Origin of the sequence: Pedobacter chinensis, assembly GCF_003339865.1 — a bacterium.
Taxonomy (GTDB): Bacteria; Bacteroidota; Bacteroidia; order Sphingobacteriales; family Sphingobacteriaceae; genus Pedobacter; species Pedobacter chinensis.
Map to the genome: position 1 here is coordinate 211,381 of NZ_QPKV01000006.1, position 25,216 is coordinate 236,596.

At 38.0% G+C, this 25,216-nt stretch carries 19 protein-coding genes; 7 read left to right on the top strand and 12 right to left on the bottom strand.

Annotated features, from left to right (window positions below; genetic code table 11):
- Positions 1-41: 41 nt before the first annotated feature.
- Entirely contained in the window at positions 42-452 is a 411-nt protein-coding gene (gene rpmA, locus DU508_RS15190; RefSeq protein ID WP_115403658.1) for a 50S ribosomal protein L27, read from the top strand.
- A 167-nt stretch (positions 453-619) separates the two neighbouring features.
- Here the strand turns inward: rpmA and DU508_RS15195 are convergent, their stop codons facing one another.
- From DU508_RS15195 to DU508_RS15210, 4 genes are all read right to left on the bottom strand, one after another.
- Entirely contained in the window at positions 620-1,594 is a 975-nt protein-coding gene (locus tag DU508_RS15195) for a polyprenyl synthetase family protein (protein ID WP_199562723.1), read from the bottom strand.
- Positions 1,595-1,638: 44 nt separating this feature from the next.
- Positions 1,639-3,771 (bottom strand): ribonuclease R, encoded by a 2,133-nt coding sequence (rnr, locus tag DU508_RS15200; protein ID WP_115403660.1) that lies wholly within the window; start codon positions 3,769-3,771, stop codon positions 1,639-1,641.
- Between the two features lie 235 nt (positions 3,772-4,006).
- Entirely contained in the window at positions 4,007-5,710 is a 1,704-nt protein-coding gene (locus DU508_RS15205) for an ABC transporter ATP-binding protein (RefSeq protein WP_115403661.1), read from the bottom strand.
- Entirely contained in the window at positions 5,710-6,414 is a 705-nt protein-coding gene (locus DU508_RS15210; RefSeq protein WP_233509624.1) for a 3'-5' exonuclease, read from the bottom strand. The genes DU508_RS15205 and DU508_RS15210 overlap by 1 nt, the downstream gene beginning before the upstream one ends.
- 85 nt (positions 6,415-6,499) lie before the next feature.
- Here DU508_RS15210 and DU508_RS15215 point away from each other — a divergent pair, with 85 nt between their 5' ends.
- Positions 6,500-6,997, top strand: a complete 498-nt coding sequence (locus DU508_RS15215) for a DUF1579 domain-containing protein (RefSeq protein WP_115403663.1) — start codon at positions 6,500-6,502, stop codon at positions 6,995-6,997.
- Positions 6,998-7,053: 56 nt separating this feature from the next.
- Here DU508_RS15215 and DU508_RS15220 read toward each other — a convergent pair whose 3' ends face one another.
- The 3 genes from DU508_RS15220 to DU508_RS15230 form a co-directional block, all read right to left on the bottom strand.
- Positions 7,054-7,953 (bottom strand): DUF72 domain-containing protein, encoded by a 900-nt coding sequence (locus tag DU508_RS15220; protein WP_115403664.1) that lies wholly within the window; start codon positions 7,951-7,953, stop codon positions 7,054-7,056.
- A 209-nt stretch (positions 7,954-8,162) separates the two neighbouring features.
- Positions 8,163-9,551: an arginine decarboxylase gene (locus DU508_RS15225; RefSeq protein WP_115403665.1), complete on the bottom strand. Its 1,389-nt coding sequence runs from the start codon at positions 9,549-9,551 to the stop codon at positions 8,163-8,165.
- Positions 9,552-10,381: 830 nt separating this feature from the next.
- On the bottom strand, positions 10,382-10,741 hold the full coding sequence (locus DU508_RS15230) for a hypothetical protein (RefSeq protein ID WP_115403666.1): 360 nt from the start codon (positions 10,739-10,741) through the stop codon (positions 10,382-10,384).
- A gap of 203 nt (positions 10,742-10,944) precedes the next feature.
- On the opposite strand from DU508_RS15230, the gene DU508_RS15235 reads away from it, so the two are divergent.
- Positions 10,945-11,178, top strand: a complete 234-nt coding sequence (locus DU508_RS15235; protein ID WP_115403667.1) for a hypothetical protein — start codon at positions 10,945-10,947, stop codon at positions 11,176-11,178.
- A gap of 85 nt (positions 11,179-11,263) precedes the next feature.
- Here DU508_RS15235 and DU508_RS24120 read toward each other — a convergent pair whose 3' ends face one another.
- From DU508_RS24120 to DU508_RS15250, 3 genes are all read right to left on the bottom strand, one after another.
- Positions 11,264-11,638: an alkylphosphonate utilization protein gene (locus tag DU508_RS24120; RefSeq protein WP_233509642.1), complete on the bottom strand. Its 375-nt coding sequence runs from the start codon at positions 11,636-11,638 to the stop codon at positions 11,264-11,266.
- A 358-nt stretch (positions 11,639-11,996) separates the two neighbouring features.
- On the bottom strand, positions 11,997-12,911 hold the full coding sequence (gene ctlX / locus DU508_RS15245) for a citrulline utilization hydrolase CtlX (RefSeq protein ID WP_115403668.1): 915 nt from the start codon (positions 12,909-12,911) through the stop codon (positions 11,997-11,999).
- 117 nt (positions 12,912-13,028) lie between these two features.
- The gene (locus DU508_RS15250) at positions 13,029-14,480 is read right to left on the bottom strand and encodes an arginine deiminase family protein (RefSeq protein ID WP_115403669.1); all 1,452 of its coding nucleotides are present in this window, start codon (positions 14,478-14,480) and stop codon (positions 13,029-13,031) included.
- Positions 14,481-14,672: 192 nt separating this feature from the next.
- On the opposite strand from DU508_RS15250, the gene argS reads away from it, so the two are divergent.
- Positions 14,673-16,445: an arginine--tRNA ligase gene (gene argS / locus DU508_RS15255; protein WP_115403670.1), complete on the top strand. Its 1,773-nt coding sequence runs from the start codon at positions 14,673-14,675 to the stop codon at positions 16,443-16,445.
- 117 nt (positions 16,446-16,562) lie between these two features.
- On the opposite strand, the gene DU508_RS15260 is transcribed toward argS, so the two are convergent.
- The gene (locus DU508_RS15260; protein WP_115403671.1) at positions 16,563-16,763 is read right to left on the bottom strand and encodes a YtxH domain-containing protein; all 201 of its coding nucleotides are present in this window, start codon (positions 16,761-16,763) and stop codon (positions 16,563-16,565) included.
- 1,202 nt (positions 16,764-17,965) lie between these two features.
- Positions 17,966-19,090, bottom strand: a complete 1,125-nt coding sequence (locus DU508_RS15270) for an AI-2E family transporter (RefSeq protein WP_115403673.1) — start codon at positions 19,088-19,090, stop codon at positions 17,966-17,968.
- 275 nt (positions 19,091-19,365) lie between these two features.
- Here DU508_RS15270 and DU508_RS15275 point away from each other — a divergent pair, with 275 nt between their 5' ends.
- From DU508_RS15275 to DU508_RS15285, 3 genes are read left to right on the top strand one after another with little or no spacing between them, the layout of a single operon-like run.
- Entirely contained in the window at positions 19,366-20,448 is a 1,083-nt protein-coding gene (locus DU508_RS15275) for an efflux RND transporter periplasmic adaptor subunit (RefSeq protein WP_115403674.1), read from the top strand.
- A gap of 20 nt (positions 20,449-20,468) precedes the next feature.
- Positions 20,469-23,639 (top strand): efflux RND transporter permease subunit, encoded by a 3,171-nt coding sequence (locus DU508_RS15280; RefSeq protein ID WP_115403675.1) that lies wholly within the window; start codon positions 20,469-20,471, stop codon positions 23,637-23,639.
- On the top strand, positions 23,632-25,065 hold the full coding sequence (locus DU508_RS15285) for a TolC family protein (protein ID WP_115403676.1): 1,434 nt from the start codon (positions 23,632-23,634) through the stop codon (positions 25,063-25,065). Before DU508_RS15280 ends, DU508_RS15285 begins: the two co-directional genes overlap by 8 nt.
- The last annotated feature ends 151 nt before the right edge of the window (positions 25,066-25,216 follow it).

Here is a 25,216-nt window from a genome sequence, read left to right on the forward strand (position 1 = left end):
ACCCAATAATTCGCCTTTAGCGAGTTACAAAATATAAAATCATGGCACACAAAAAAGGAGCCGGTAGTTCGAAAAACGGACGTGAATCGCATAGTAAGCGTTTAGGTATTAAAATTTTCGGTGGTCAGTTAGCTATCGCTGGAAATATTTTAGTACGTCAACGTGGTACAAAACACCACCCTGATAAAGGCGTTGGTATTGGTAAAGACCATACCTTATTCGCTTTGGTTGATGGTACTGTAGTTTTCAGAAAAAAACAAGATAACAAATCTTATGTATCTGTTCTTCCTATTTCTGATGCTGAAATTGAAGCAGCAATTGCTAAAAAACCAGCGGTGAAAAAAGAAGTTGAAGCTAAAGAAGTTGTTGCAGAAGCACCAGCTAAAAAAGCACCTGCTAAAAAAGCAGCTAAAAAAGACGAAGCTACTGAAGAAGCTGCAACTGCAGAATAATTAGTATCAACTGATATTTAGAAATCCCGATGAAAATCGGGATTTTTTTTTGGCCTGTTTTTTTATCTTTTGTCATTGTGAGGCACGAAGTAATTTACTCTATTTGCCTCACGGTAATAAAGATTGCTTCGTGCCTCGCAAGATGAGTTGGTTATAAAACTTATAAATTAATATTCCCTGGCCATTAACTGATTGGTTAATGTTAACAGATTGGATTTTCTTTCGTCGCTCACATTGATTTGTCCGAATACGTTCAATGCTTTGTTCAAGTAGTGATTCATGCTCTCTTTAGCGATATTCTGAACATCTAAAGTATCATAAACCGATCTTACTGTTTTTACTTTTTCTTTGGTATCAAAGTCTTTATAGCTCGTCCATGTATCCAATGATTCCCGGGTATCGCCTTCGGCCAGTTCAAATGCTTTTAACAACAGGAATGTTTTTTTATTGGCAATGATATCGCCACCAACTTGTTTGCCGAATTTTTCCGGATCTGCGTAAACATCCAGGATGTCATCCTGCAACTGAAAAGCAATGCCAATATTTTCTCCAAACTGATAGATGAGATCGGCATCTTTTTCTGATGCTCCTGCAATGATAGCACCCAGTTTTAAAGCTCCTCCCAGCAGCACTGCTGTTTTCAGCCTGATCATGTTGATGTATTCTTCAATGCTTACATCATCACGGTTTTCGAATTCCATATCCAGCTGTTGGCCTTCGCAAACGCCCTGAGCGGTTGCGTTGAATGTGTCCAACACTTCTTTCAGGAAAACCGGATTTACTTTAGCCAGGTTTTTATTCGCTTCAACCATCATTACATCACCACTTAAAATGGCGGTGTTGGTACTCCATTTTTCATGAACAGTGGCTTTCCCCCGGCGTAAAGGGGCATTATCCATAATATCATCATGTACAAGCGTAAAATTGTGGAAAACCTCAATGGCCATTGCAGCGTGTATGGAGTCGTGCGCATCTTTACCGAATAATTCAGTCGCCATTAAAACCAACAGGGGGCGAACACGTTTGCCGCCGAGATTAATAATATAAGTTATAGGGTCATAAAGCTGTTTAGGCTGATCCGGGAACCTTAAATTTTGTATTGCTGTATCTAGAATTTGTTGTAGTTGTTCAGTTGTATGCATGTTTTGCTTAAACAATTGTGTTCAGGGCACAAATGTCTTAATTTTTAATCAGGAATAAGTGTAAAATCAATCTGACGTTTAGAAAGATCGACTTTTTTTACACGGATCATCACTTCATCACCGAGTTGATATTTTTTCTTTTTTCTTTGGCCTACAATGCAGTAATTTTTTTCATCCAGCACATAAAAATCATCAGAAATATCACGCAAACGAATCATTCCTTCACATTTGTTTTCTTCAATTTCCACATACATTCCCCATTCGGTAACGCCAGAAATAATGCCTTTATATTCGGTGCCAATATTATCTTCCAAATACTCAGCTTGTTTATATTTAATTGACGCTCTTTCAGCATCGGCAGCACGTTTTTCCATTGCCGATGAATGTACACAAGCCACTTCATAAAATTCCATATCAGCCGATTTACCGCCCGTTAAATAGGTTTGTAACAACCGATGTGCCATTACATCAGGATAACGGCGAATGGGCGAGGTAAAATGCGTGTAGTACTCGAAAGCCAAACCATAGTGGCTCGTTTTCTTGGTTGAATAAATTGCCTTGGCCATAGAGCGAATAGCCAATGAAGTTAAAATATTCTGTTCTTTTTTGCCTTCAACATCTGCCATTAAATGATTTAAAGATTTTGCAATCTCCTTATCAGATTTAGTATTGATTTTATAACCAAAACGCGAAGCAAATGTGGCAAAAGTGTTTAAAGTCTCCATGTTTGGAGAATCGTGAACACGATAAACAAAAGTTAATTTATCTTTTCCTTTTGTTTTCTTTGCGATGAATTCAGCTACTTTACGGTTAGCCAAGAGCATATAATCTTCAATGAGCTTGTGCGCATCTTTACGTTCCTTTACGTAAACGCCAATTGGTTTGCCAGATTCATCCAGTTTAAATTTAACCTCTGTGCTTTCGAAACTGATAGCACCATTTTTAAACTTGCGATCGCGTAGAATATAAGCAAGTTCGTTTAATTTTAAGATTTCGGAAGCGTGATCTCCAGCTTTGTTCTCTATCACTTCCTGCGCTTCTTCGTAGCTAAATCTTCTGTCAGAATGAATAACAGTTCTTCCGTACCACTCATTTTGAATATTTGCCTGTTCATCCAGCTCAAAAACTGCAGCAAAACACAATTTATCTTCGTGCGGACGAAGAGAACAAACACCATTACTTAATCGCTCTGGTAACATCGGAATTACCCGATCCACCAAATAAACTGAAGTGGCACGACTGTAAGCTTCCTTATCTAATTCAGTTCCCTGGATTACATAATGTGATACATCAGCTATGTGGACACCAATTTCATGGTTTCCGTTGGGTAATTTTTGATAAGAAATGGCATCATCAAAATCCTTGGCATCAGCCGGATCAATGGTAAAAGTAAGTACGTTTCTAAAATCTCTGCGTTTAGCAATTTCTTCGGTGGGAATTTCTTCAGGAATGGCATTTGCCTCTTTTTCAACCTGTGCAGGAAATTCAAGAGGGAAACCATATTGCGCTAAAATTGCATTCATTTCAGTATTGTTCTCGCCTTGATTTCCAAGTACGTGTTTTACAATACCGATTGGGTTTTTTGCACTTTCTGGCCAGTCAGACAAAGTGACTAATACACGTTGACCATTTTTTGCGCCATGGATATCAGTGAGTGGAACGAAAATATCATGCATCATTTTCTTGTCATCGGCAATAACAAATGCAAAACGATCAGATATTTTGATTACTCCTGTAAAATCTGATTTAGCTCTTTTGATAATTTCGACAACCTCTCCTTCATTTTTCCGGCCACTTTTCTTTGCAAAAACATAAGCTTTTACGGTGTCGCCATGTAAGGCATTTCTCAGTTTTCGTGGGGCAACAAATATGTCTTTTTCAAATTCATCTTCCGGAACAATATAAGCTGAACCATCAGCAGTCATATCTACCGTACCGATAATAAAGTTTTGAAGTTCTTTGAGTTTGAATTTGCCTTTTTCGGGTTCCAGAAAAATCCCGGTGCCTTTTCCTTCTTTCAATATCTCAAGAATGGTTTCTCTTGATTCCTGATCATTCAGATTTAACTTAGCTGAAACTTGCTTGTAATTTAAAAGTTGATTGTTGTTTTTTTCAAAAACATCACTAACCAATTGATTCAGAACCAATTTTATATTTGCCGATTTCTTCTTTGCCATACGCTAAAACTGAATTTACCGAAGATACAGAAAAGATGGAAAACAGCTTGTTTTTAATGTGTAAAAAGTGTCATGTCTGACACGAGGTTGATCGGAGCGTGGCAGTACTGAGAAGCCTATTAACCTGAGTTCGACAAGCTATATTTATCCGGGATGATGGTATTGTTAAGACACCCCGCCCGTTGGTTGCAGACCGGGGCATTAAAGGCAATAAATAATTATCGAACTCAGGTTGTTAACTTCCTGGAATAGCATCGATTAACTTTTTAGTGTAGGCTGCTTTCGGAGAATAAAAAATTTGCTCTGGAAATCCTTCTTCTTCAATTTTTCCTTTATTCATCACTAAAATCCGATCAGAAATGTGTTTTACCACTGCTAAATCATGGGAAATAAAGATATAAGTCAACCCGAACTCGCGCTGAAGGTCTTTAATTAAATTTAAAACCTGTGCCTGAACGGAAACATCCAGGGCAGAAACAGATTCATCACAAATAATGAATTTGGGCTCCAGTGCTAAAGCCCTGGCAATAACAACACGCTGCCTTTGGCCGCCACTAAATTCGTGTGGATAGCGATTAAAATGTTCCTTTTTTAAGCCAACCTTGTTTAATAATTCTAAAACTTTTTGCTTTCTTTCAGTATCATTTTTAAAAAGACCATGAACTTGCAAAGGTTCTAAAACAGATTGACCGATGCTTAACTTCGGATTTAATGAGGCGTAAGGATCTTGAAAAATGATTTGGATATCTTTTCGTAGCTTTCTTAACTCATTTCTGTTGATGTGTGTAATGTCTTTTCCATTAAAAATAATGTTGCCTGATGTAGGTTGAATTAACCTTAAAATGGTTCGGCCCAAAGTGGTTTTACCACAACCAGATTCGCCTACCAAACCTAAAGTTTCTCCTGGAAATACCTTGAAATTAATTTGGTCGACCGCTTTTACATAGTCAGTTGTTTTGCCAAATAAACCATTGTTAATGGGATACCAGGTGCAAAGATCATTGATTTGCAGTAACGGTTTTTGAGCATAAAGCATTTCTCTACGCGATGTGATTTCTGTTTCGGTTAATTGATTTGATGCTTGTAAATGTGCGCTTGCATCATCAATTTTTCCTGTGAGAAAATCGGCAACAACCGGTAATTTTTTAAGTTGCAGGCTTGGCGATGGGCGACAAGCCAATAATCCTTTAGTGTATGGATGCTGAGGATTTTCAAAGATTGATTTTGCAGCTCCCTGCTCTACAATTTCGCCTTTGTACATTACCGCAACCTCATCAGCAATTTCATTGACCACGCCTAAATCATGAGAAATGAAAATCATTGCCATGTTGCGTTCTTCTTTTAGTTTTAAAAGGAGTTGCAAAATGGTTTTTTGAACCGTTACATCTAACGCTGTTGTGGGTTCGTCGGCGATTAAAAGCTTTGGATTACAGCTCAAAGCCATTGCAATCATTACTCTTTGTTTTTGTCCGCCAGAAATTTGATGTGGATAACTGTCAAATATTTTTTCAGGTCGTGGAAGCTGTACTTCGTTGAACAAGTTGATGGTTTGCCTTTTTGCCTCTGCTTTGCTCACTTTTTGATGGAGGATTATAGCTTCGGCAACCTGTTCGCCACAGGTAAAAACGGGGTTTAAGGATGTCATCGGTTCCTGAAAAATCATGGAGATTTGGTTTCCTCTGAAATTTCTAATTTCGCCTGAGCTTAAATTTAACAGACTGATATCTTCAAAATCGATATTACCGGTAATTTTTGCAGATCGTTCATCGTGCAAACGCATAATGGAAAATGAGGTTACAGATTTACCGGAACCTGATTCACCGACTATTCCTAAAACAGTTCCTTTTTTTACATTAAAACTGATTTTTTTTACAGCTTTAAACCAGGTTTTTTCCTCCTGATTGTAGAAATCGATATTTAAATTTTCAACGTTAAGCATCAGGATACAATGGTAATGTTTTCTGCTGAAATTATATTCATTCCTTTAAATTTTAATAATACCTGAGCAGTGGTTATCACATCTTTTTGACAATAAGTAATGATTCTTTCCAGATTTTGTTCTTCATAGTAAACCTGCCTGACCTGACTGCCGTCAATATCATCTTTTGGTGTAGGAATATTAAGGATTGATGCAAGTAAATTTAAAGATGTATAATGTTTGTAATCCCCAAATTTCCACATTTCCATGGTATCTATATGATTGACTTCCCACGGTTTTTTACCGGATAAATCAAGTTGCGAAGGGATTTCCAGGCCGTTAACCAACAATCTTCTGCACAAATAAGGAAAATCGAACTCTTTGCCATTATGTGCACAAAACATGAGCGTTGGACTTTGTTTTTTTATTAAATCTGAAAATTGTTGTAGAATTTCCTTCTCATCGTGGCCTGCAAATGATTTAAGGCGTAGGGAATAAGTTTTATTTTGATAACTGAAAATACCAAGGCTAATACAGATGATTTTGCCAAACTCAGCCAGTATTCCGGCTTTTTCATAAAATTCTTCTGCGCTTTGATCTGGTTTGCGCTGGAAATGCGTTTTTTGTTCCCAAAGATGTTGCAGGTGGGGTGGAACATCATCAAATGAAGGGTATTGGGGGACGGTTTCGATATCCAGTACGATTACCTGACTTAGATCTAGCATTTTTAGCATCAAACAAGATAGCAAATTAATTTCCAGTTAGCAATCTTCAGTTTTTAAACCAGATTATATTTTATAAGTTTGATTTATGGCAAAAAGTAATTTTGAGCAATCGCTGGAAGATGGTGCTCATCAGAGGATTAAAAATCTAACAGGGAGTTGGAAAGGAACCACGAAAACCTGGTTTGAGAAGGATGTCCTGGCTGATGAATCTCCATCTGAGGCAGTAATTTCTTCTATTCTGGACGGTCGTTTTATCTCTTACGATTATCAGGGGAGTTTGGATGGTAAGCCTTTTGAAGGCAAAATCATTATTGGTTTTGATATTCCTTATCAAAAATTTACTGCAAGCTGGATTGATAGTTTTCACATGGGTACGCAGATTATGCTTTCAAGTGGAGAATCTACAGCGAATGGTTTTGCAATCACTGGTTCATATGGTAGTCCTGAATATGGAGATCAGCCCTGGGGTTGGAGAACTGAACTTGAAATTATCAGTAATGAAGAAATCGTATTTTCGGCTTATAATATTTCGCCTGATGGAGCGGAAGCTAAAGCAACAGAAACGATTTACAAACGAGTTTAATAATGTATGCTCGATAATGTATGCTCGTCTGGATTGCAAAATCCAGACGAGCCTGGTTAAAACAGCGTTGGCAAAGTGTTGCCATTTCCCATAACAGGAATTTTTAAATTTGTTCCAACAGCTTTATTTAGTTTTTCAATAAAATAAGCTGAGAACAATGGAGAGGAAAGCTCAACGTTTTGATGTACGAAGAAATATAGGTTTTCAAGTCCGAGGTTTTTCCACACTATGATTCTTTCAATCCACTCATCTAAGCGCTTTTTATCTATTTCATCCTCATTGGCACCAACAAATCTTACAAATGCGGTAGGTGTGGTCAATCGCATATGCAGCATATCCCTTCTTCCGGCAGTATCAACAATAATATTTGAAATGCCATTTTCTTCAAACAATTTTGCGAATTCATTCGCGATTGCCGGGTTTGAAAACCATTCTTCGTTTCTTACCTCAACACCCAGCGGAATTACCTTTGGAAAATCTTTGATCATGATTTTAAGCCGCTCAAAATCCTTAGGTTTAAAATTATCATGTAATTGCAGAAAAGCCATACCTAATTTATCTTCAAAATGGCTAATGGCATCGCAATATTGCTCTACGGGTTCTTTTACATTGATCAATCTTTTAAAGTGACTGATCGTATTGGTCAGTTTAGGGAAGAACTTAAAATCGGCGGGTGTTTTTTGCGTCCAGGTAATGACTTGCTCGCTTGATGGCATGCCGTAAAAAGTGGCATTAAGCTCAATGGAATTAAATTGTGTTGAATAATAACTTAATTCATCTTTGGTTCCTTTCGGATAAAAACCTTTCAAATCCGCCTTGTTCCACTTGGCACAACCTACGTAAGCCTTAAAAGCTTGTTTTGGTTTATTTGCTTTTAAAATTGCTGCCGTTTCCGGAGCATCAGTAGGAAGTGTGAAATTTATAATGGATGGGTCTTCTACTTGGCCGAATTTCATAAGATGTTTTATTTTTTGAAAAGTAATTATTAACCGCAAAGTTAGCAAAGAAACACAAAGAAAATATTTTGCACCATCACGTCATTGCGAGGCACGAAGCAATCTTTTTATATCAGAGATTGCTTCGTGCCTCGCAATGACGAGCGTAAAAAAAGCCAAGTAATACTCTGCGCTCTTTGCGAAAAACTTTGTGTTCTTTGCGGTTAAACCTAATAACCCAGAATTTTTAATACCTGCTTACTATTCTGTTCTTCTCCAAAAACCTCGAAATTGAAACTTTCATCACGGTTTCTACGAATTAAAACATGTTTCGGACTCGGCAATAAACAATGGTGGATGCCACCATAACCACTTAACACTTCCTGGTAAGCTCCCGTATGGAAAAAACCTAAATATTGTACTTTACGCGTTTTAGGCATGAAAACACTGTTCATGTGCGCTTCCTGGTTATAATAATCCTGGCCGTCGCAGGTTATGCCGCCCAAATTTACACGCTCGTATTCGGCATCCCAATTGTTAATGGGCAATAAGATGTATTTTTGGTTTAAAGCCCAAACATCAGGTAAATTAGTAATGAAAGAACCATCTAACATTAACCAGCGCTCACGGTCGTTTTGTTGTTTCCGGCCTAAAACTTTATACAGAATTCCAGATGCTTCAGCAACCGTATATTTTCCAAATTCGGTAATGATATCCGGTTCCATTACATCATGAATAGCACAAATTTCTTTAATCCGTTTTACAATTTCGTTTACCATATATTCGTAATCGAAATCAAAAACCAGTGAATCTTTAAACGGCATGCCACCACCAATATCCAAAGTATCTAAATCAGGATTGATCTTTTTGAATTTGCAGTATAACGTTACATATTTCTCCAGTTCATTCCAGTAGTATGGAGAATCGGTAATACCAGAGTTAATGAAAAAATGCAATAATTTTACGCGGAAATTTGGATTATGAACGATTTTATTGTTGTAAAAATCAATTACATCTTCCATGCGAACACCCAAACGCGAGGTATAGAACTGCGAATCTGGCTGTTCCTCTGCTGCAATGCGGATACCTAAATTACAAGGTGTATCAATATCAACTTCATCATCAAAAAGGTTAAATTCCTCTTTGTTATCCAGTACAGGAATGATGTTTTTATAGCCATCATGCAACATATCAATGATATATTGCTTGTATTGGTAAGTTTTAAAGCCGTTACAAATAATAGTTGTATCCTTGGTTAAATGACCTTTTTTCTCCAAAGCATCAACCATTGGCATGTCAAAAGCCGAAGAAGTTTCCAAGTGGATATTGTTCTTCAATGCCTCTTCTACAATGTGGCGGAAATGTGAACTTTTTGTACAGTAGCAATATTTGTAATCGCCACGATAATTGTTCTTCAAAATGGCAGTCTGGAAAAGAATCTTCGCTTGTTGAATTTTCTTACTTACCATAGGCAAGTAAGTGAAACGTAGGGGAGTACCGTAAGTTTCGATCATTTCCATCAGGTTTAAATCCTGAAAATATAATTCATCATCCAATACATCAAAGCCTTCTTGTGGAAAGCCAACGCTTAGATCGAGAAATTCTGAGTAACTCTGCATTTACTTATTAAATAATTTTTGCAAAAATGTAATTTTAAATCGAGAATTAATCGGTATTGAAAATATTTTTACTGTAGGGAAACGCTTTAGTTTTACACAGATTATTTCCGCGTTACATTTCTTAACACCAATTAAGTGAATGTGTTTAATTTATCTTTTTTTTAAGGAATTTTCAGCTGATTATTTTCCCGCAGATTTCGCTTAATCTCGCAGATTTGGAGGTATATCTTCTGCATGAATCTTCTTAATCTGCGGGACAAATTTTTTTATTGGTTAGTGTCCGCACCCAAACAACAGAATTTGGGGGTTATTAAATTATAAAGTTATTATTGAAGTAATGTCAATATTTCGGTGGGTGGGACACCAACCGATAAGAGTAAAAACTTTTCATCTGATTATTTTCCCGCAGATTTCGCTCAATCTCGCAGATTTGGAGGTATATCTTCTGCGTGAATCTTCTTAATCTGCGGGACAAATTTTTCTTATTAGTTGGTGTTCGCACCAACGAACAGTATTTGGGGTTATTAAATTTAAAGTTATTATTGATGTAATGCTAACATTTCGGTGGGTGGGACACCAACCGATAGAATAAATGTCAATATTTCGGTGGGTGGGACACCAACCGATAAGAGTAAAAACTTTTCATCTGATTATTTTCCCGCAGATTTCGCTTAATCTCGCAGATTTAGAGGTATATCTTTTGCGTGAATCTTCTTAATCTGCGGGAACAAATTTTTTCTTATTGTAACAATCCGCAATATTTAATTTCGGTAGATGAAACACACTAACCGATGGGATTGAAACAAACTAACTGATGCACATTTAAAAATCTATTTTAATCGGAGCAGAACGCCATATTCTTTTTCCTTAATTTCAGTTTCAGATAGAATTTCAAATTTAAAGGTTTTGTTATCTGATTTTATGGTTAAGTTTTTACCACTTATTTTATAAGTTCCACCCCAAACAATGTCTCCTCCCGGGAGAATGTCAGCCTTGCCATTAGGTTTTAGGGTAACCTGCCAGCCACCGTTATATGGAAATGAGGAGTCGAATTTGAAATCTGCCTCCAGAAAAACCTTTTCCTGATCAACTTTTAACTGGTCTTTTTTACAAGCGTTTAAAAAAATAGTTAAGGCAATAATAAAAACTGGGAGAATAAATGTTTTAACTGAGATGAATTTCGATTTCATGTTTTGATGATTGGTTCTTTTAAGAAACGTAGATTTTTGCTGTAACGCTACAATGAACTGTAAATTATATAGGCTAAGCTGAATTTTTAATATGCGAGCGTATTATTTTTATTTTTTTTAAAGTAATTCTGAAGCTCATTCGTCTTCATAAGAAACCTTCACAAAATTTATTAAAAATTGCATAGCAATAAATAGTATTTATTATGATTTCAATCTTCAAAACCAATATTCAATCGGGAGTAGAATTAAACCGAATTGCAAGCCATTTAAATAACTTGCTTTCAGGCGCCAGCTGGAGCGTAGATTTATCAGACTGTGATAAGATTTTGCGAATAGATTCCAGCGTTGATAAAATTGGAGATGCGGTTTCTTTGCTTACTAAATTCGGATTTGATTGTGAAAATCTACAGAATTTTTATGCACCGCCGGTGTGGTAGCACATTTTTAGTTATTGCTGAGGCACGAAGCCATCTTATAATTAACTATTTAGGTGGCTTCGTGCCTCAGCAATGACAGTATTTATTACCCCTTCCTCAGGTATTTGGTTAAAATTACAACGGTTTGTCCTTCAACTTTACCTTCAATCTGCCCGGTATTATCATGTACTAATCGGATGTTTTTCACTACAGTACCCAGTTTTGCACTTAGTGTTGAGCCTTTAACATCCAGCGTTTTAACTAAAACAACGGTATCACCTTCGTATAAACGTGTGCCATTAACATCCTGGTGGAATTCCACTGTTCCATCTTGCTCATGATCGCCGGTTTTTTTAGCCCACTCTAAAGTTTTATCTTCAAGATAGAGGATATCCAAACTATCTGATGCCCAGCCTTCGTTTCTTAATCTACTCAACATTCTCCAGGCAACAACTTGTACTGCAGGAAATTCAGACCACATGGTTTCAGTCAATATTTTCCAGTGGTTGGTATCAAGTTGTTCAGTTTTTTCAATCTGATCTAAACAAGTTTTGCAAACTAAATACTATTATCACTACTCGCATTACTGGTTGGCGGGACTTCATATATGCTTAAAGCGCTTTCTGCTTTACATAGTTCGCATTTATTACCTGAACGCGTTTGTAGTTGTTGTACTAGAGACATATTGATTCTAAATTTTTCGCGAAACTACTAAATTAATTTGGATTGGGGGAGGTAGTTACAATAACCGTGATGGGCAGCTTATCAACCATAGAAAAAGGTTGTTACGGTTGGTAAGCCACAAACCAGGGAAGGGAATACAATGGGGCTTTTTTTGATTACTTTTCTGGCAGATGGATTTCCGCAAGCATGCACCTTGCACTGCCGCCACCGTTCTTTTCTATGGTGTAGAGCGGGGCATAAACAATTCTGCAATATTGTTCTAATGTAGTGATTTGATCCTGCCTTAATGATAAATAGGCCTGTTCAGACATGATCAGTAAACGCTCATCACTTTTATTTGAAACCTGAAGCATATTGCCCGCAAAGTGATTCATCTGATCTAAAGTAATTTCGATGATTTCTTTTCCTGTACTGCTCAAACTGATGGTTACTGCTAATCTTTCTTGCTGATCGCGAATAGAATCCAAACAAATCACGGCAAAGCGATCTCCAATGCACATCATCACGTTGGTGTGATAGATTGGAAAATTTGAATGATCTGCTGCCTGGAAAGCAACTGCCTTATAACCCGTGAGCATACAGAAATTATTCAACACTTCTTCATCAGTGCGAACGCTTAAACAGGCATAAGCTATCTTATTGGTTCGATCTAAAACCATGCTGCCAGTTCCTTCTAAAAAGGCATGTTGCATTTCGTAAAAGCTTATATCGCTAACGTGATTGATTTCAAATTTACTTTTCAATCCATCTAATATTTCTTTTCTGCGCTCTAACCTGCGGTTTTCAGAAAACATGGGGTAAAGGTAAACTGAGCCATCTTCATGAAAAGAAACCCAGTTATTTGGGAAAATAGAATCAGGTGTTTCAGGTTGTAAAGTATCATCAACAACAGTAACGTCCACATCATTTTGCCTCAAAAGTGCTACAAAACCATCAAACTCTTTTAAAGCCTGGGTTTGTACATCACTTTCAGTTGATGCCACTTGAAATTTATTGTTTCCTGCCGTTTGCTCGTTAAACTTAAAATCAACAGGGCGAATCATTAAGATGTGATTGGTTGTTTGGTTCATTGGTTCAATAGTTCAGTAGTTCATTGGTAAAACAGTTCATCACTAATTGGGTCATTCGTTTGCTCACTTAATAGCTCAAAGGTTAAGCGACATAACCAATGAACAAATAAACAATGGCTAATGAACCAAATCGTCTCTTAAAATAGGTAAACTCATGCAATGGAAACCTCCACGGGCACGAGATAATTCTGCTGACGGCATTAAAATTAAAGTGTCAGTTATGGTGTCGGCGTTAGCTTTTCCACTTTCTAAATCCTGAATCAGGTCTTTAACATCCACTACATTAAAACCTGCATTTTTAAAAGCCTCAACAGTTTTATCGTTTCTGTCATAACCTAAAACAACACCTTCTTTTATTGCCAGCAAATTGCAGGAATCTGTCCATTGCTCCCTTGAATCATAAGGAAAAGTATTGTTTCCGCTATAAATGATTTTTGTCGGTTCGTCGCTTTTCAAATCATTCTGGCTAATATCATTTAATAAAGCCTCAACGTGTTCGAAATGTTTTGGTTCGCTCGGGTTCGCTTTTGTAAACTGAATAGCTGTTGTTGCTTCCAGCTTTTCCGGTTCCTTTAAAAAGTTAATCGGTTCGTAAGGATTGTATTTCGGCGTATGGGCGATGGAATTCAAAATTACCCAGGTATTGCGTTTAACTTGCGTAAAAACCGTGTCTAAGTGCATATAATCGCGTTTGCTTGGAATTTTTACCACTGTTACCTTTTCTACCACATTGTTGTCAAACAGCAATTTTATAGCTTCGTTTGCACCATGTTCTGATGTACGTTCGCTACAACCGATTAACACATGGTTCGGACTTACCATCATGACATCGCCGCCCTCTAAAGTAGTGCTAAATGCAGGTTCATCGCCAGGGCGTAAAAAATGCATCGTCACATCAGGAATTTCCAGTACATTATCTCTATAATTGGCAAATAAAGGATGATTAAAGAAAATATAACGCATTAAAAGCGTTTCGCGAACACGGGCTTTTTTTGCTGGTTTATTCAATAAAATGTGGTTATTGATGGTTATGCCCACATCTCTGGTAAAAATTAAATTCGGGATCGGTGCAAAAATCATGATATCGTTGGCCAAGGTTCCCGAAATAAAAATCTCGGCCAGTTCTTTCGGATCTGTATTGATCAATTCCAGTTGTACCTTATACGTACAACCTTCAATCGCACAAACAGCAGCCACTAATTTTTTCCTGATCGATTCATTTTCAAGCATTTCGCTCAATAGATTTTGAATTTCTATTACAGCAGTTGAATTATGGAAATCTGGATGGTTTGGTTTGTAGAAGTTTCTATTTCCTTCTTCTGAATCTATTTGGGCGAGTTTTCCTTTGATTTTCTCAGGATCTAAGAAATACATTAAAAGTTTAACGTAGTAATCATATTCACCTTTACGGATGGTATCTAAGTGTACAATGTCTTCGAAAAGCCAGTCTTGCGCTTTTGAGGGTACAACTTTTCCTAATCCGCTATCGGGGCTATGAATTAATAATTTACGTAATCTACCAATTTCGGTATTTACGCTCACTTTGAAATTTGGATTTTGCTCGCTCATAAATAACTTAGTTATTGCAAATCTATTAGATTTTTCGGAAGTCCGAAAAAGTCCGATGTCCGAAGTCAGCGGTCTGAAGATATAAAGTGCAATTAAAATAACTGACTACAAATAAACTTTACATTTGAATCTGGCATTAAACCTCCAACTTTCGGACCTCCGACTTTCGGACTTTTTCATTATTTTTACGCCATGAATTTTATTATTTCCGAAACGCAGAAGGCCATTCTTGAACTTTATAAGGAAGAAGTGGCTGAAAGTGTGATCAATATACAAGAAACCCGTAAAGAATTTGAAGGTCAAGTAACGATTGTTGTTTTCCCGATTACCAAGATTTCTAAAAAATCACCGGAACAAACTGCCAGTGAGATTGGCGAATATTTGGTGGCACATGTTGAAAATGTAACCAGATTTAATGTTGTTAAAGGCTTTTTGAATTTAAGTATTGCTGAAAGTTATTTTCTGAATCAATTTAATAATGAAATTTTAGCACCTGACTTTGGCATTTATCCATCAAACGGCAAAAAGGTTATGGTAGAATATTCTTCGCCAAATACCAATAAGCCACTTCACCTGGGGCATGTTCGTAATAATTTATTGGGTTATTCAGTTTCCGAATTGCTTAAAGCTTATGGTTACGATGTGATTAAGGTAAATTTGGTTAATGATCGTGGCATTCATATTTGCAAGTCGATGCTGGCCTGGCAAAAGTGGGGAAATGGAGAAACCCCTGAAAGTTCGGGTTTAAAGGGTGATCATTTGGTTGGAAAATACTATGTGATTTTCGATAAGGAATACAAAAAGGAAATTGATGCGCTAAAATCGGAGGGGCAAACTGAAGAAGAAGCGAAGAAAAATGCACCATTGATCAAAGCGGCTCAAACCATGTTGCAACAATGGGAAGCTGGTGATGAAGAAGTGGTTTCACTTTGGAAAACGATGAATGAATGGGTTTATGCAGGTTTTAACGTAACCTATAAAAACCTAGGTGTTGATTTTGATAAATTCTACTACGAAAGTAATACCTATTTGCTTGGAAAAGATACAGTTGATGAAGGTTTGGCCAAAGGCGTTTTCTTTAAGAAAGAAGATGGTTCAGTCTGGATCGATTTAACTGCTGATGGTTTAGATCAAAAACTGGTTTTACGTGCAGATGGCACTTCAGTTTATATTACGCAGGATTTGGGGACTGCTGAAATGAAACACGATGATTTCCAGATGGATGAATCAATTTATGTGGTGGGGAATGAGCAGGACTATCATTTTAAGGTATTGTTTTTAATCCTGGAAAAGCTGGGCAAAAGCTGGGCAAAAGGTTTATACCATTTATCATACGGTATGGTTGATTTGCCAAACGGTAAAATGAAAAGTAGAGAGGGAACTGTTGTTGATGCTGACGAATTAATAGAAAGCATGGTTTCTACTGCCCGTGAAAAAACTGAAGAATTGGGTAAAACCAATGATTTTGCTGAAGAAGATAAAGAAGAATTATATAAAAACATTGGCTTAGGTGCTTTGAAATATTTCCTTTTAAAGGTTGAACCTAAGAAACGTTTATTATTTAATCCGGCAGAAAGCATTGATTTTCAAGGAAACACGGGGCCGTTTATACAATATACACACGCCAGAATTAAATCGTTGTTAAGTAAAGCTGAATATAAGTTTGAAATCGGAAGTCCGAAGTCAGGAGAATTATTACCGGTAGAATTGGATATGATTCTTCTATTGGCGAAATACCCAACCGAGATAGCGATTGCAGCAAAGGCTTACAGTCCGGCAAGTTTGGCTAACTATTTATATGAACTGGCGAAATTGTTCAATAAATTTTACCATGAAGTGCCGCCAATTGTTAAAACGGAAGAGGGAGAAACCAAGCAATTCCGCTTGAACCTTTGCAAGAAAACTGCTGATATAATCAATGCCGGAATGTTGATTTTAGGAATTATTTCTCCTGAGAGAATGTAGGTTTGCGATATTGTTTTAGTTTGTTTTGAGTGTAAACATAAAGGGGTAAACTAATAAAAAAGCATCGTTTGGATTCAACCAACGATGCTTTTTGCATTCCGTCCTAATGACTAATAACTAAATTCCCAGATCATCTTTTGCGTATTCAGCCCTTTGTGTAAACTCACGCTTATAATCCTTTGCTTTGTCTACCCATTCAGGGGCTTTTTCTTTAAGGTCATCAACGATCGACTTTCCTGTAGTTGGATCTTTCTTGGTGATATATTTGAAGCCTGCATAAACTGCAGCGCCCAATATTGCTGTTTTTAATAGTCCCATCTTTTCTTTTTTATTTTAATAACAATGAAAAAGAATTAAAAGTTTTAAAATATTGGATTAGTTGTTTGGCTTTCGCATTAGGATTGTCTTCGATGAGCACTTGCGTGGTTCTCGCCCAATGTCATTAAGTTAAGGAGAAAACAAAAAATAATTTTCAGGTATTTTCCCGCAGATGCCGCTGATCACGCAGATAAAGATAAAGTCTGCGTAATTTTCTTAAATCTGCGGGACAATTATATCTTTAACCGCTTTAAGATTGCTTCGTGCCTCGCAATGACGGGAAAGCAGTGTTGTTTATTAGTTTTGTGTTCCATCGCCCGGGGATTATTCAGGTATTTCCCGCAGATGCCGCTGATCACGCAGATAAAAATAAAATCTGCGGAATCTTCTTAAATCTGCGGGACATTTCTTTAACCGCTTTAAGATTGCTTCGTGCCTCGCAATGACGGGAAAGCAGTGTTGTTTATTAGTTTTGTGTTCCATCGCCTGGGGATTATTCAGGTATTTTCCCGCAGATGCCGCTGATCACGCAGATAAAAATAAAATCTGCGTAATTTTCTTAAATCTGCGGGATATTATTTCTTTAACCGCTTTAAGATTGCTTCGTGCCTCGCAATGACGAGAGAGCAGTGTTGTTTATTAGTTTTGTGTTCCATCGCCTGGGGATTATTCAGGTATTTCCCGCAGATGCCGCTGATCACGCAGATAAAAATAAAATCTGCGGAATCTTCTTAAATCTGCGGGACATTTCTTTCACCGCTTTAAGATTGCTTCGTGCCTCGCAATGACGGGAGAGCAGTGTTGTTTATTTGTTTTGTGTTGATTATTCAGGTATTTTCCCGCAGATGCCGCAGATGCCGCAGATGCCGCTGATCACGCAGATAAAGATAAAGTCTGCGGAATCTTCTTAAATCTGCGGGACATTTCTTTCACCGCTTTAAGATTGCTTCGTGCCTCGCAATGACGGGAAAGCAGTGTTGTTTATTTGTTTTGTGTTGATTATTCAGGTATTTTCCCGCAGATGCCGCTGATTGCGCAGATAAAGATAAAATCTGCGGAATCTTCTTAAATCTGCGGGACATTTCTTTAACCGCTTTAAGATTGCTTCGTGCCTCGCAATGACGGGAGTTTTATATGATTTAGCAATTAAATAATTGATCATCAATATAGAACATCGAAAACACACATTAAGTAAAATCGGTTTACTCTTCCTTTTCCGTGCCGCTTTTTAATGGTACGGATTTCTTTTTCCTGAAAATTGGAAAAGTCATCGGGCTTCTGGCCGGGCGTTCATCGCCCAATAAAACTCCCCATTGTTTAAACATATCGGTACGGTCGAAAATAATTTTTAATACTGCAACTACAGGTAAAGCGAGAAACATACCGGATACACCAGCAATGCTTCCGCCAATAAATACGCCCAATATGGCAAACAAAGCATTAATCTTGACTTTCGAACCGACAATTCTCGGCATCAGGATATTATTATCTAAGAATTGTACAAAAGCAATCACACCCAACACCGTTAAAACAGGCCATAATTCCTGAGAAGAAGTTAATGTTAATAAAACACCAATTACGTTTCCAATCAGTGCGCCTACATAAGGAATGAGGTTTAAAATCGCGAAAATAACGCCAATCAGCAAAGCATGTTTAATTCCTACCAACATTAATATTCCACCCAATAAAATCGTCATGTAAGTAATCTGGATGAGCAAACCGATCAAATAACTTTTAATAATGGATTCTGTTTCATAAATCGCTTCTTTCACTTTTGGGTGATGATCGGTTTTAAACCACATGAAAATGAATCGCAGAAGAATATCTTTATAGAACAGCATTAAGTAAATATAAATCGGTAATAGACCTATAAAAACAAATACGCCGCTTAAAGTAACAGCAGCACCACCTGCAAGGGAAGTTCCCATATTCATTAAATCGTCACTTTTACCTTGAATGAAAGCCTTTTGCTCTGCGCCGTTATAATGTGTAATCCGGCTGATCCAGTCACTTAATGAGTTGATATGCTGCGTAACGTTCGCTTTGATTTGTGGAAAATCCTTTACCAGTATGCCTATTTGGTTAGAAAAGAACCAAACAATTAAGGAAACAAAAATAGCCACCAGTAAAATCGGTAAAATAATAGCTAAGGTCTCCGGAACTTTCTTTTTTCTTAAAAAGCGATAAACTGGCAGCAACATAATACTGATAAAAAATGCCATCAGCATTGGCATAATAATATCACGACCTATTACTACAATCGTTACAATGGCCATCAGGCCAAGGAGTTCTATAGATCGCTTAACAGTTAGTGGAATATTGCTCATCATAAATGGTTATTCTGGTTTTTGATTTAAACAGTGCGGGTTAGAAAATGTTTTGAATTACCAACTTAAGTTATATGTTCTGATTTAAGGTTACCTGCATCATCTTAATGAAATCAACTTCATTATAACTTCATAATTCTCCACTTATTTCGCACTAAAAATAAGATAAGTGGTATAATTTATTTCATATAGCGAATCATTGATTACTGAATATATGAATTTTCCACTAAAACTTACTAACAGAAAATAAATCAGATAAACCAGTCAGTAAAACGATGAACAGAAGTGTCATGTATTTTAGCCTGTTTGCTTTGCTCTATGCAACAGGTTGCGCCCAGAAAAAAGAAGAAAAAGAAGAATCGGTTACTTATGCGGTAACCGCTCCATTGGTAATTGATACATCCTTTACAAAGGAATATGTAGCACAAATCCGGTCGGTAAGAAATATCGAAGTAAGGGCACAAGAAAAAGGCTATTTACAAAATATTTACGTTGATGAAGGCCAGCAAGTTCATACTGGTCAGGTTTTATTCAAGATCATGCCTAAAATGGCACAAGCTGAATTGCTGAAAGCGCAGGCAGAAACCAAAGCTGCTGAAATTGAACTTGAAAATACAAAACTGCTTTCTGATAAAAATGTGGTTTCAAAAAATGAACTGGCCATGGCCAAGGCTAAACTGCAACAGGCAAATGCAGAAACCTCACTAGCCAAATTTCATTTGGCGAATACAGAAATCAGAGCGCCATTTGATGGTACAATAGATCGGATTCCACTAAAGCTGGGTAGCCTTGTTGATGAAGGCGCATTGCTAACCAGCTTATCTGATAATAGTCAGGTTTTCGCTTATTTCAATGTTTCTGAACCAGAATACCTGAATTATCAATCTGCAACAAAGTCAAAAAATCAACAGGAAGTTGGTCTTCTGTTAGCCAATAATGAGCTGTTGAAATCAAAAGGTAAAGTAGAAGTGATTGAAAGTGAATTTAACAGCGAAACTGGAAACATTGCTTTCAGGGCCAGATTTGCCAATACAGATAACCTGCTTCGTAACGGCGAAACGGGAAAAATTCAGATGGTTGTACCACTAAAAAATGCGTTGGTTATTCCACAAAAAGCAACTTACGATATTCAGGATAAAACTTATGTTTTCGTGGTGGATCAACGCAATTTAGTTCATTCACGAGCCATTACCGTAGCCGGAGAGTTGCCGGATTTATATGTGATCGGAAGTGGATTATCAGCAGGTGATAAAATTTTACTTGAAGGTGTACAAAAAGTAAAAGACGATGATAAGATTACTTATAAGTTCCAGCAACCGCAGGAAGTAATCAAACAATTAAGATTGAAAACCGAATAATTTAACTCCTATAATTTTTTATGTTTGGCAAGTTCATACAAAGGCCGGTCCTTTCTATAGTCGTATCGCTTATCATTGTGTTTCTGGGTGCGTTGGCTGTATCTTATTTACCAGTAACACAATTCCCTTCCATTTCGCCTCCTAAGGTAAATATCACCGCAGAATATCCCGGGGCAAATAACGAATTACTGATCAAATCGGTGGTTATTCCACTTGAGCGGGCGCTTAATGGTGTTCCCGGAATGAAATATATTGCTTCTGATGCAGGTAATGACGGTGAAGCAAGCATTCAGGTTGTTTTCAACCTGGGCACAGATCCCAATCAGGCATCTTTAAATGTTCAGAATCGTGTAGCAGCTGTCACCAATAAACTTCCACCACTGGTTGTTCGTGAGGATGTAAAAATCAGTCGTGAGGAATCCAATATGCTCATGTATATCAACCTGTACAGCAAAGACCCTAAAATGGAAGAAAATTTCCTTTACAATTTTGCTGATATTAATCTGCTTTCAGAATTAAAAAGGATTGACGGTGTCGGCTTTGCAGATATTTTGGGCAACCGTGAATATGCCATGCGGATCTGGCTTAAACCTGACCGGATGCAGGCTTATAAAATTTCTGCTGATGAGGTGATGAAATCACTAGATGAGCAAAGTTTAGAAGCTTCGCCCGGCAAAACCGGAGAAAGTTCTGGTAAACGATCGCAGGCGTTTGAATATGTGCTGAAATATCCTGGTCGCTTCAGCACAAAAGAAGGTTATGAGAACATTGTACTGCGTGCAAGTTCAAATGGAGAATTGCTTCGCTTAAAAGATGTGGCTGATGTGGAATTTGGAAGTTCGATGTACGATTTATATTCAAACCTTAATAACAGAGGTTCGGCAGCTATTGTATTAAAGCAATCTTATGGCAGTAATGCCAGTCAGGTTATTAAAGATGTTAAAGCGAAAATGGCCGAGATCAAAGCCACTTCTTTTCCAAAAGGGATGGATTATGAAATCAGTTATGATGTCTCGAAATTTTTGGATGCATCCATCGAAAAAGTGATTCACACCCTGGTTGAAGCTTTTATTTTAGTGGGATTGGTGGTGTTTCTTTTTCTTGGCGATTGGCGTTCGACGGTTATACCTGCTATTGCGGTGCCTGTTTCGCTCATCGGAACATTTGTGTTTATGTCGTTCTTTGGAATTACCCTGAACCTGATCACCTTATTTGCGCTGGTGCTGGCCATTGGGGTAGTGGTAGATGATGCCATTGTGGTTATTGAAGCTGTACATGCTAAAATGGAACATGACCGGCGTTTATCTGCCTTAAAAGCAACGCAGCAAGCCATGAAAGAGATTAGCGGAGCGATCATTGCCATTACCTTTTTAATGGCATCGGTGTTTATCCCGGTAACGTTCATGTCAGGACCGGTAGGAATTTTCTACAGACAATTTTCCATTACCATGGCAACAGCCATTATTTTATCTGGTATTGTTGCGCTCACGCTCACGCCGGCCTTATGTGCCATCATGCTGAAAAACCAGCATGGAAAGCATCAAAAGAAAACCGCTGTAGATCGGTTTATCGATGCTTTTAACCGTGGATTTGGAAAACTATCCGGAAGATATGAGCTTGTATTAAGTAAAGTGGTTAGCCGCCGGTTGCTCACTTTTGGTGTGCTATTGGCATTTTGCGGAGGAATCTGGATTTTAAATGGCAGCGTACCCACTGGTTTTATTCCCAACGAAGATCAGGGGATGGTTTATGCGATCATTCAAACGCCTCCGGGTTCTACGCTGGAGCGTACCAATGATATTTCGGAAAAACTTCAAAAAATCTCTGAAACCATTGAGGGTGTACAATCGGTTTCTTCTCTTGCCGGTTATGAAATTTTAACAGAAGGTACGGGCGCAAACTCAGGAACCTGTTTAATTAACCTTAAAGACTGGCATGATCGTAAAAACTCTGCTCTGGACATCATTGATGAACTGGAACAAAAATCAAAATCGATTCCAGGCGCAACCATTGAGTTTTTCCAGCCACCGGCAGTGCCTGGTTATGGCGCCGCGGGAGGTTTTGAGCTACGTTTGCTCGATAAAGCAGGCAGCGGCGATTATAAAATGATGGAAACGGTAAGTAAAGACTTTGTTCGTGAATTAAACAAACGTAAAGAACTATCCTCAGTATTTACTTTTTATAGTGCCAGCTTTCCACAATATATGCTGCGTATTGATAATGATATTGCACAGCAAAAAGGTGTGACCATTGATAATGCCATGAACACACTTTCTACTTTTGTTGGAAGTAATTATGAAACAAGCTTTATTAAATATGACCGTCAATACAAGGTTATGGTACAAGCATTGCCACAATACAGGGCTTTACCGGGCGATATATTAAAACTATCTGTTAAAAATGACCGCGATGAAATGGTGCCATTCTCTGCGTTCATGCGCATGGAAAAAGTATATGGCTTATCAGAAATTACCAGACATAACATGTATAATGCATCTGAAATCAGCGGACAAGCCGCACCTGGTTACAGCTCTGGCGAGGCACTAAAAGCCATAGCCGAAGTGGCAAAGAAAACACTGCCAAGGGGTTTCGGCATTGATTGGGCAGGTATTTCCAAAGATGAGGTATCAAGAGGGAACGAGGCCGTTTACATCTTCCTGATTTGTTTAGGATTTGTTTACCTGGTTCTGGCGGCCCAGTATGAAAGTTTTATTCTTCCGCTTTCTGTTATTCTATCCTTACCGGCAGGGATTTTCGGAGCGTTTTTCTTCCTGAAAATATTAGGATTGGAAAATAATATTTACGCCCAGGTGGCGATGGTCATGTTGATCGGTTTACTTGGAAAAAATGCTGTGCTGATTGTTGAATTTGCGGTTCAGCGCCATAGCCAGGGCGTTTCAGTGCTTAAATCAGCAATGGAAGGGGCAAGTGTTCGTTTCCGTCCGATTTTAATGACTTCGTTCGCATTCATCGCAGGTTTAATTCCATTAATGATTGCTACCGGACCAGGGAAAATTGGTAATCGGACCATTGGATCGGCTGCGGCAGGAGGGATGCTTTTTGGAACCATTTTCGGGGTAGTGATCATCCCTGGTTTATATTACATTTTTGGTTCGATCGCGGCAAAACATAAATTGATCAAAATAGAAGAAGAACATCCGTTAACTGAAGAGATAGAAGATAATGTTTAGGAATCATCAATATAAAATCGTTGTTTTAGCGTTTGCTTGTACCATTTATAGTGCCTGTAAAGTGCCGGATTTTGCTCAACGGGCAGAAAATAAAAGTGTGCCCACAAGCTTTAACAGTTCAGTGGATACCGCAAGTGCCGGATTGATACAGTGGCGCAATTTTTTTACTGATCCGAATTTGGTTAATCTGATTGATACTGCTTTAAAAAACAATCAGGAACTGAACATTACGCTACAGGAAATTGAAATTGCCAAAAACGAAATCAGGGCAAAAAAGGGAGAGCTTTTACCTGCAATTGGATATGGTGTTGGGCTTGGAATAGAAAAGGTTGGCCGCTATACAAGTGCGGGTGCTGGCGATGCTTCAACGGAAATCACTCCCGGCAGAGGCGTTCCTGAAGTGTTGCCGGATTATAGTTTTGGATTAAAAGCCAACTGGGAAGCCGATATCTGGCATAAACTTCGCAATGCGAAAAAGGCTGCGGTAACGCGTTATCTTTCTACCGTTGAAGGCAGGAATTTTGTCATCACCAATCTGATTGCAGAAATTGCCAATTCCTACTATGAGCTACTGGCACAGGATAATCAGCTTGATATTGTTAAAAAGAACATTGCACTGCAAAGTAATGCACTTGAATTGATGAAAATTCAGAAACAAGCGGCAAGAACTACCGAATTGGCGGTTAGAAAATTTGAAGCAGAGGTTTTGAGTTCTAAAAGTCTGGAATTTGATATTCAGCAGAACATTACCGAGACAGAGAATAAGATCAACTTTTTATTGGGACGTTTTCCGCAGGCCATTCCCAGAGATAAAAATGCATTTATCAATTTGGTTCCGCCAACTGTACAGGCTGGAATTCCTGCACAATTGTTGGCTAACCGGCCGGATATTAAGCAAGCAGAATATGATTTGGCCGCCTCAAAATTAGATGTTAAGGTAGCAAAGGCACAGTTCTATCCATCATTGGGTATTTCTGCCAGTCTGGGTTATCAGGCTTTTAATCCAGCATATTTGTTGAGAACACCAGCGTCGTTAATTTATTCTTTGGCAGGTGATTTAGCAGGGCCGCTGATTAATCGCAATGCGATAAAAGCAGAATATCTGACCGCTAATGCCAAACAATTACAAGCCGTTTATAATTATGAGCGGAGTATTCTGAATGGTTATATCGAGGTGGCCAATCAGTTATCCAATATCAGTAATTTGCAGAAAAGTTATGATCTTAAAGTTAAACAGGTTGCTGCTTTAACGCAATCAATCGATATTTCCAATGATCTGTTTAAATCGGCCAGAGCCGATTATTTCGAAGTATTAATGACCCAGCGTGATGCTTTGCAATCGAAACTTGAACTGATTGAAACGAAAAAACAGCAGTTAAATGCTGTAGTCAATATTTATCATGCGCTTGGTGGTGGTTGGAATTAAGTAATGGTTTTTAGCGATGGAGAAAGCCCCGATCAATTCCTATAGGTTGGTGTCATACCGACCGAAACTTCGGGGCATCTTCATTTTTTGAAATTTGTTCTTCTGCTCTATGCCGCAGGGCATCAAACTTTTGAGGCATCAAATTATGTAA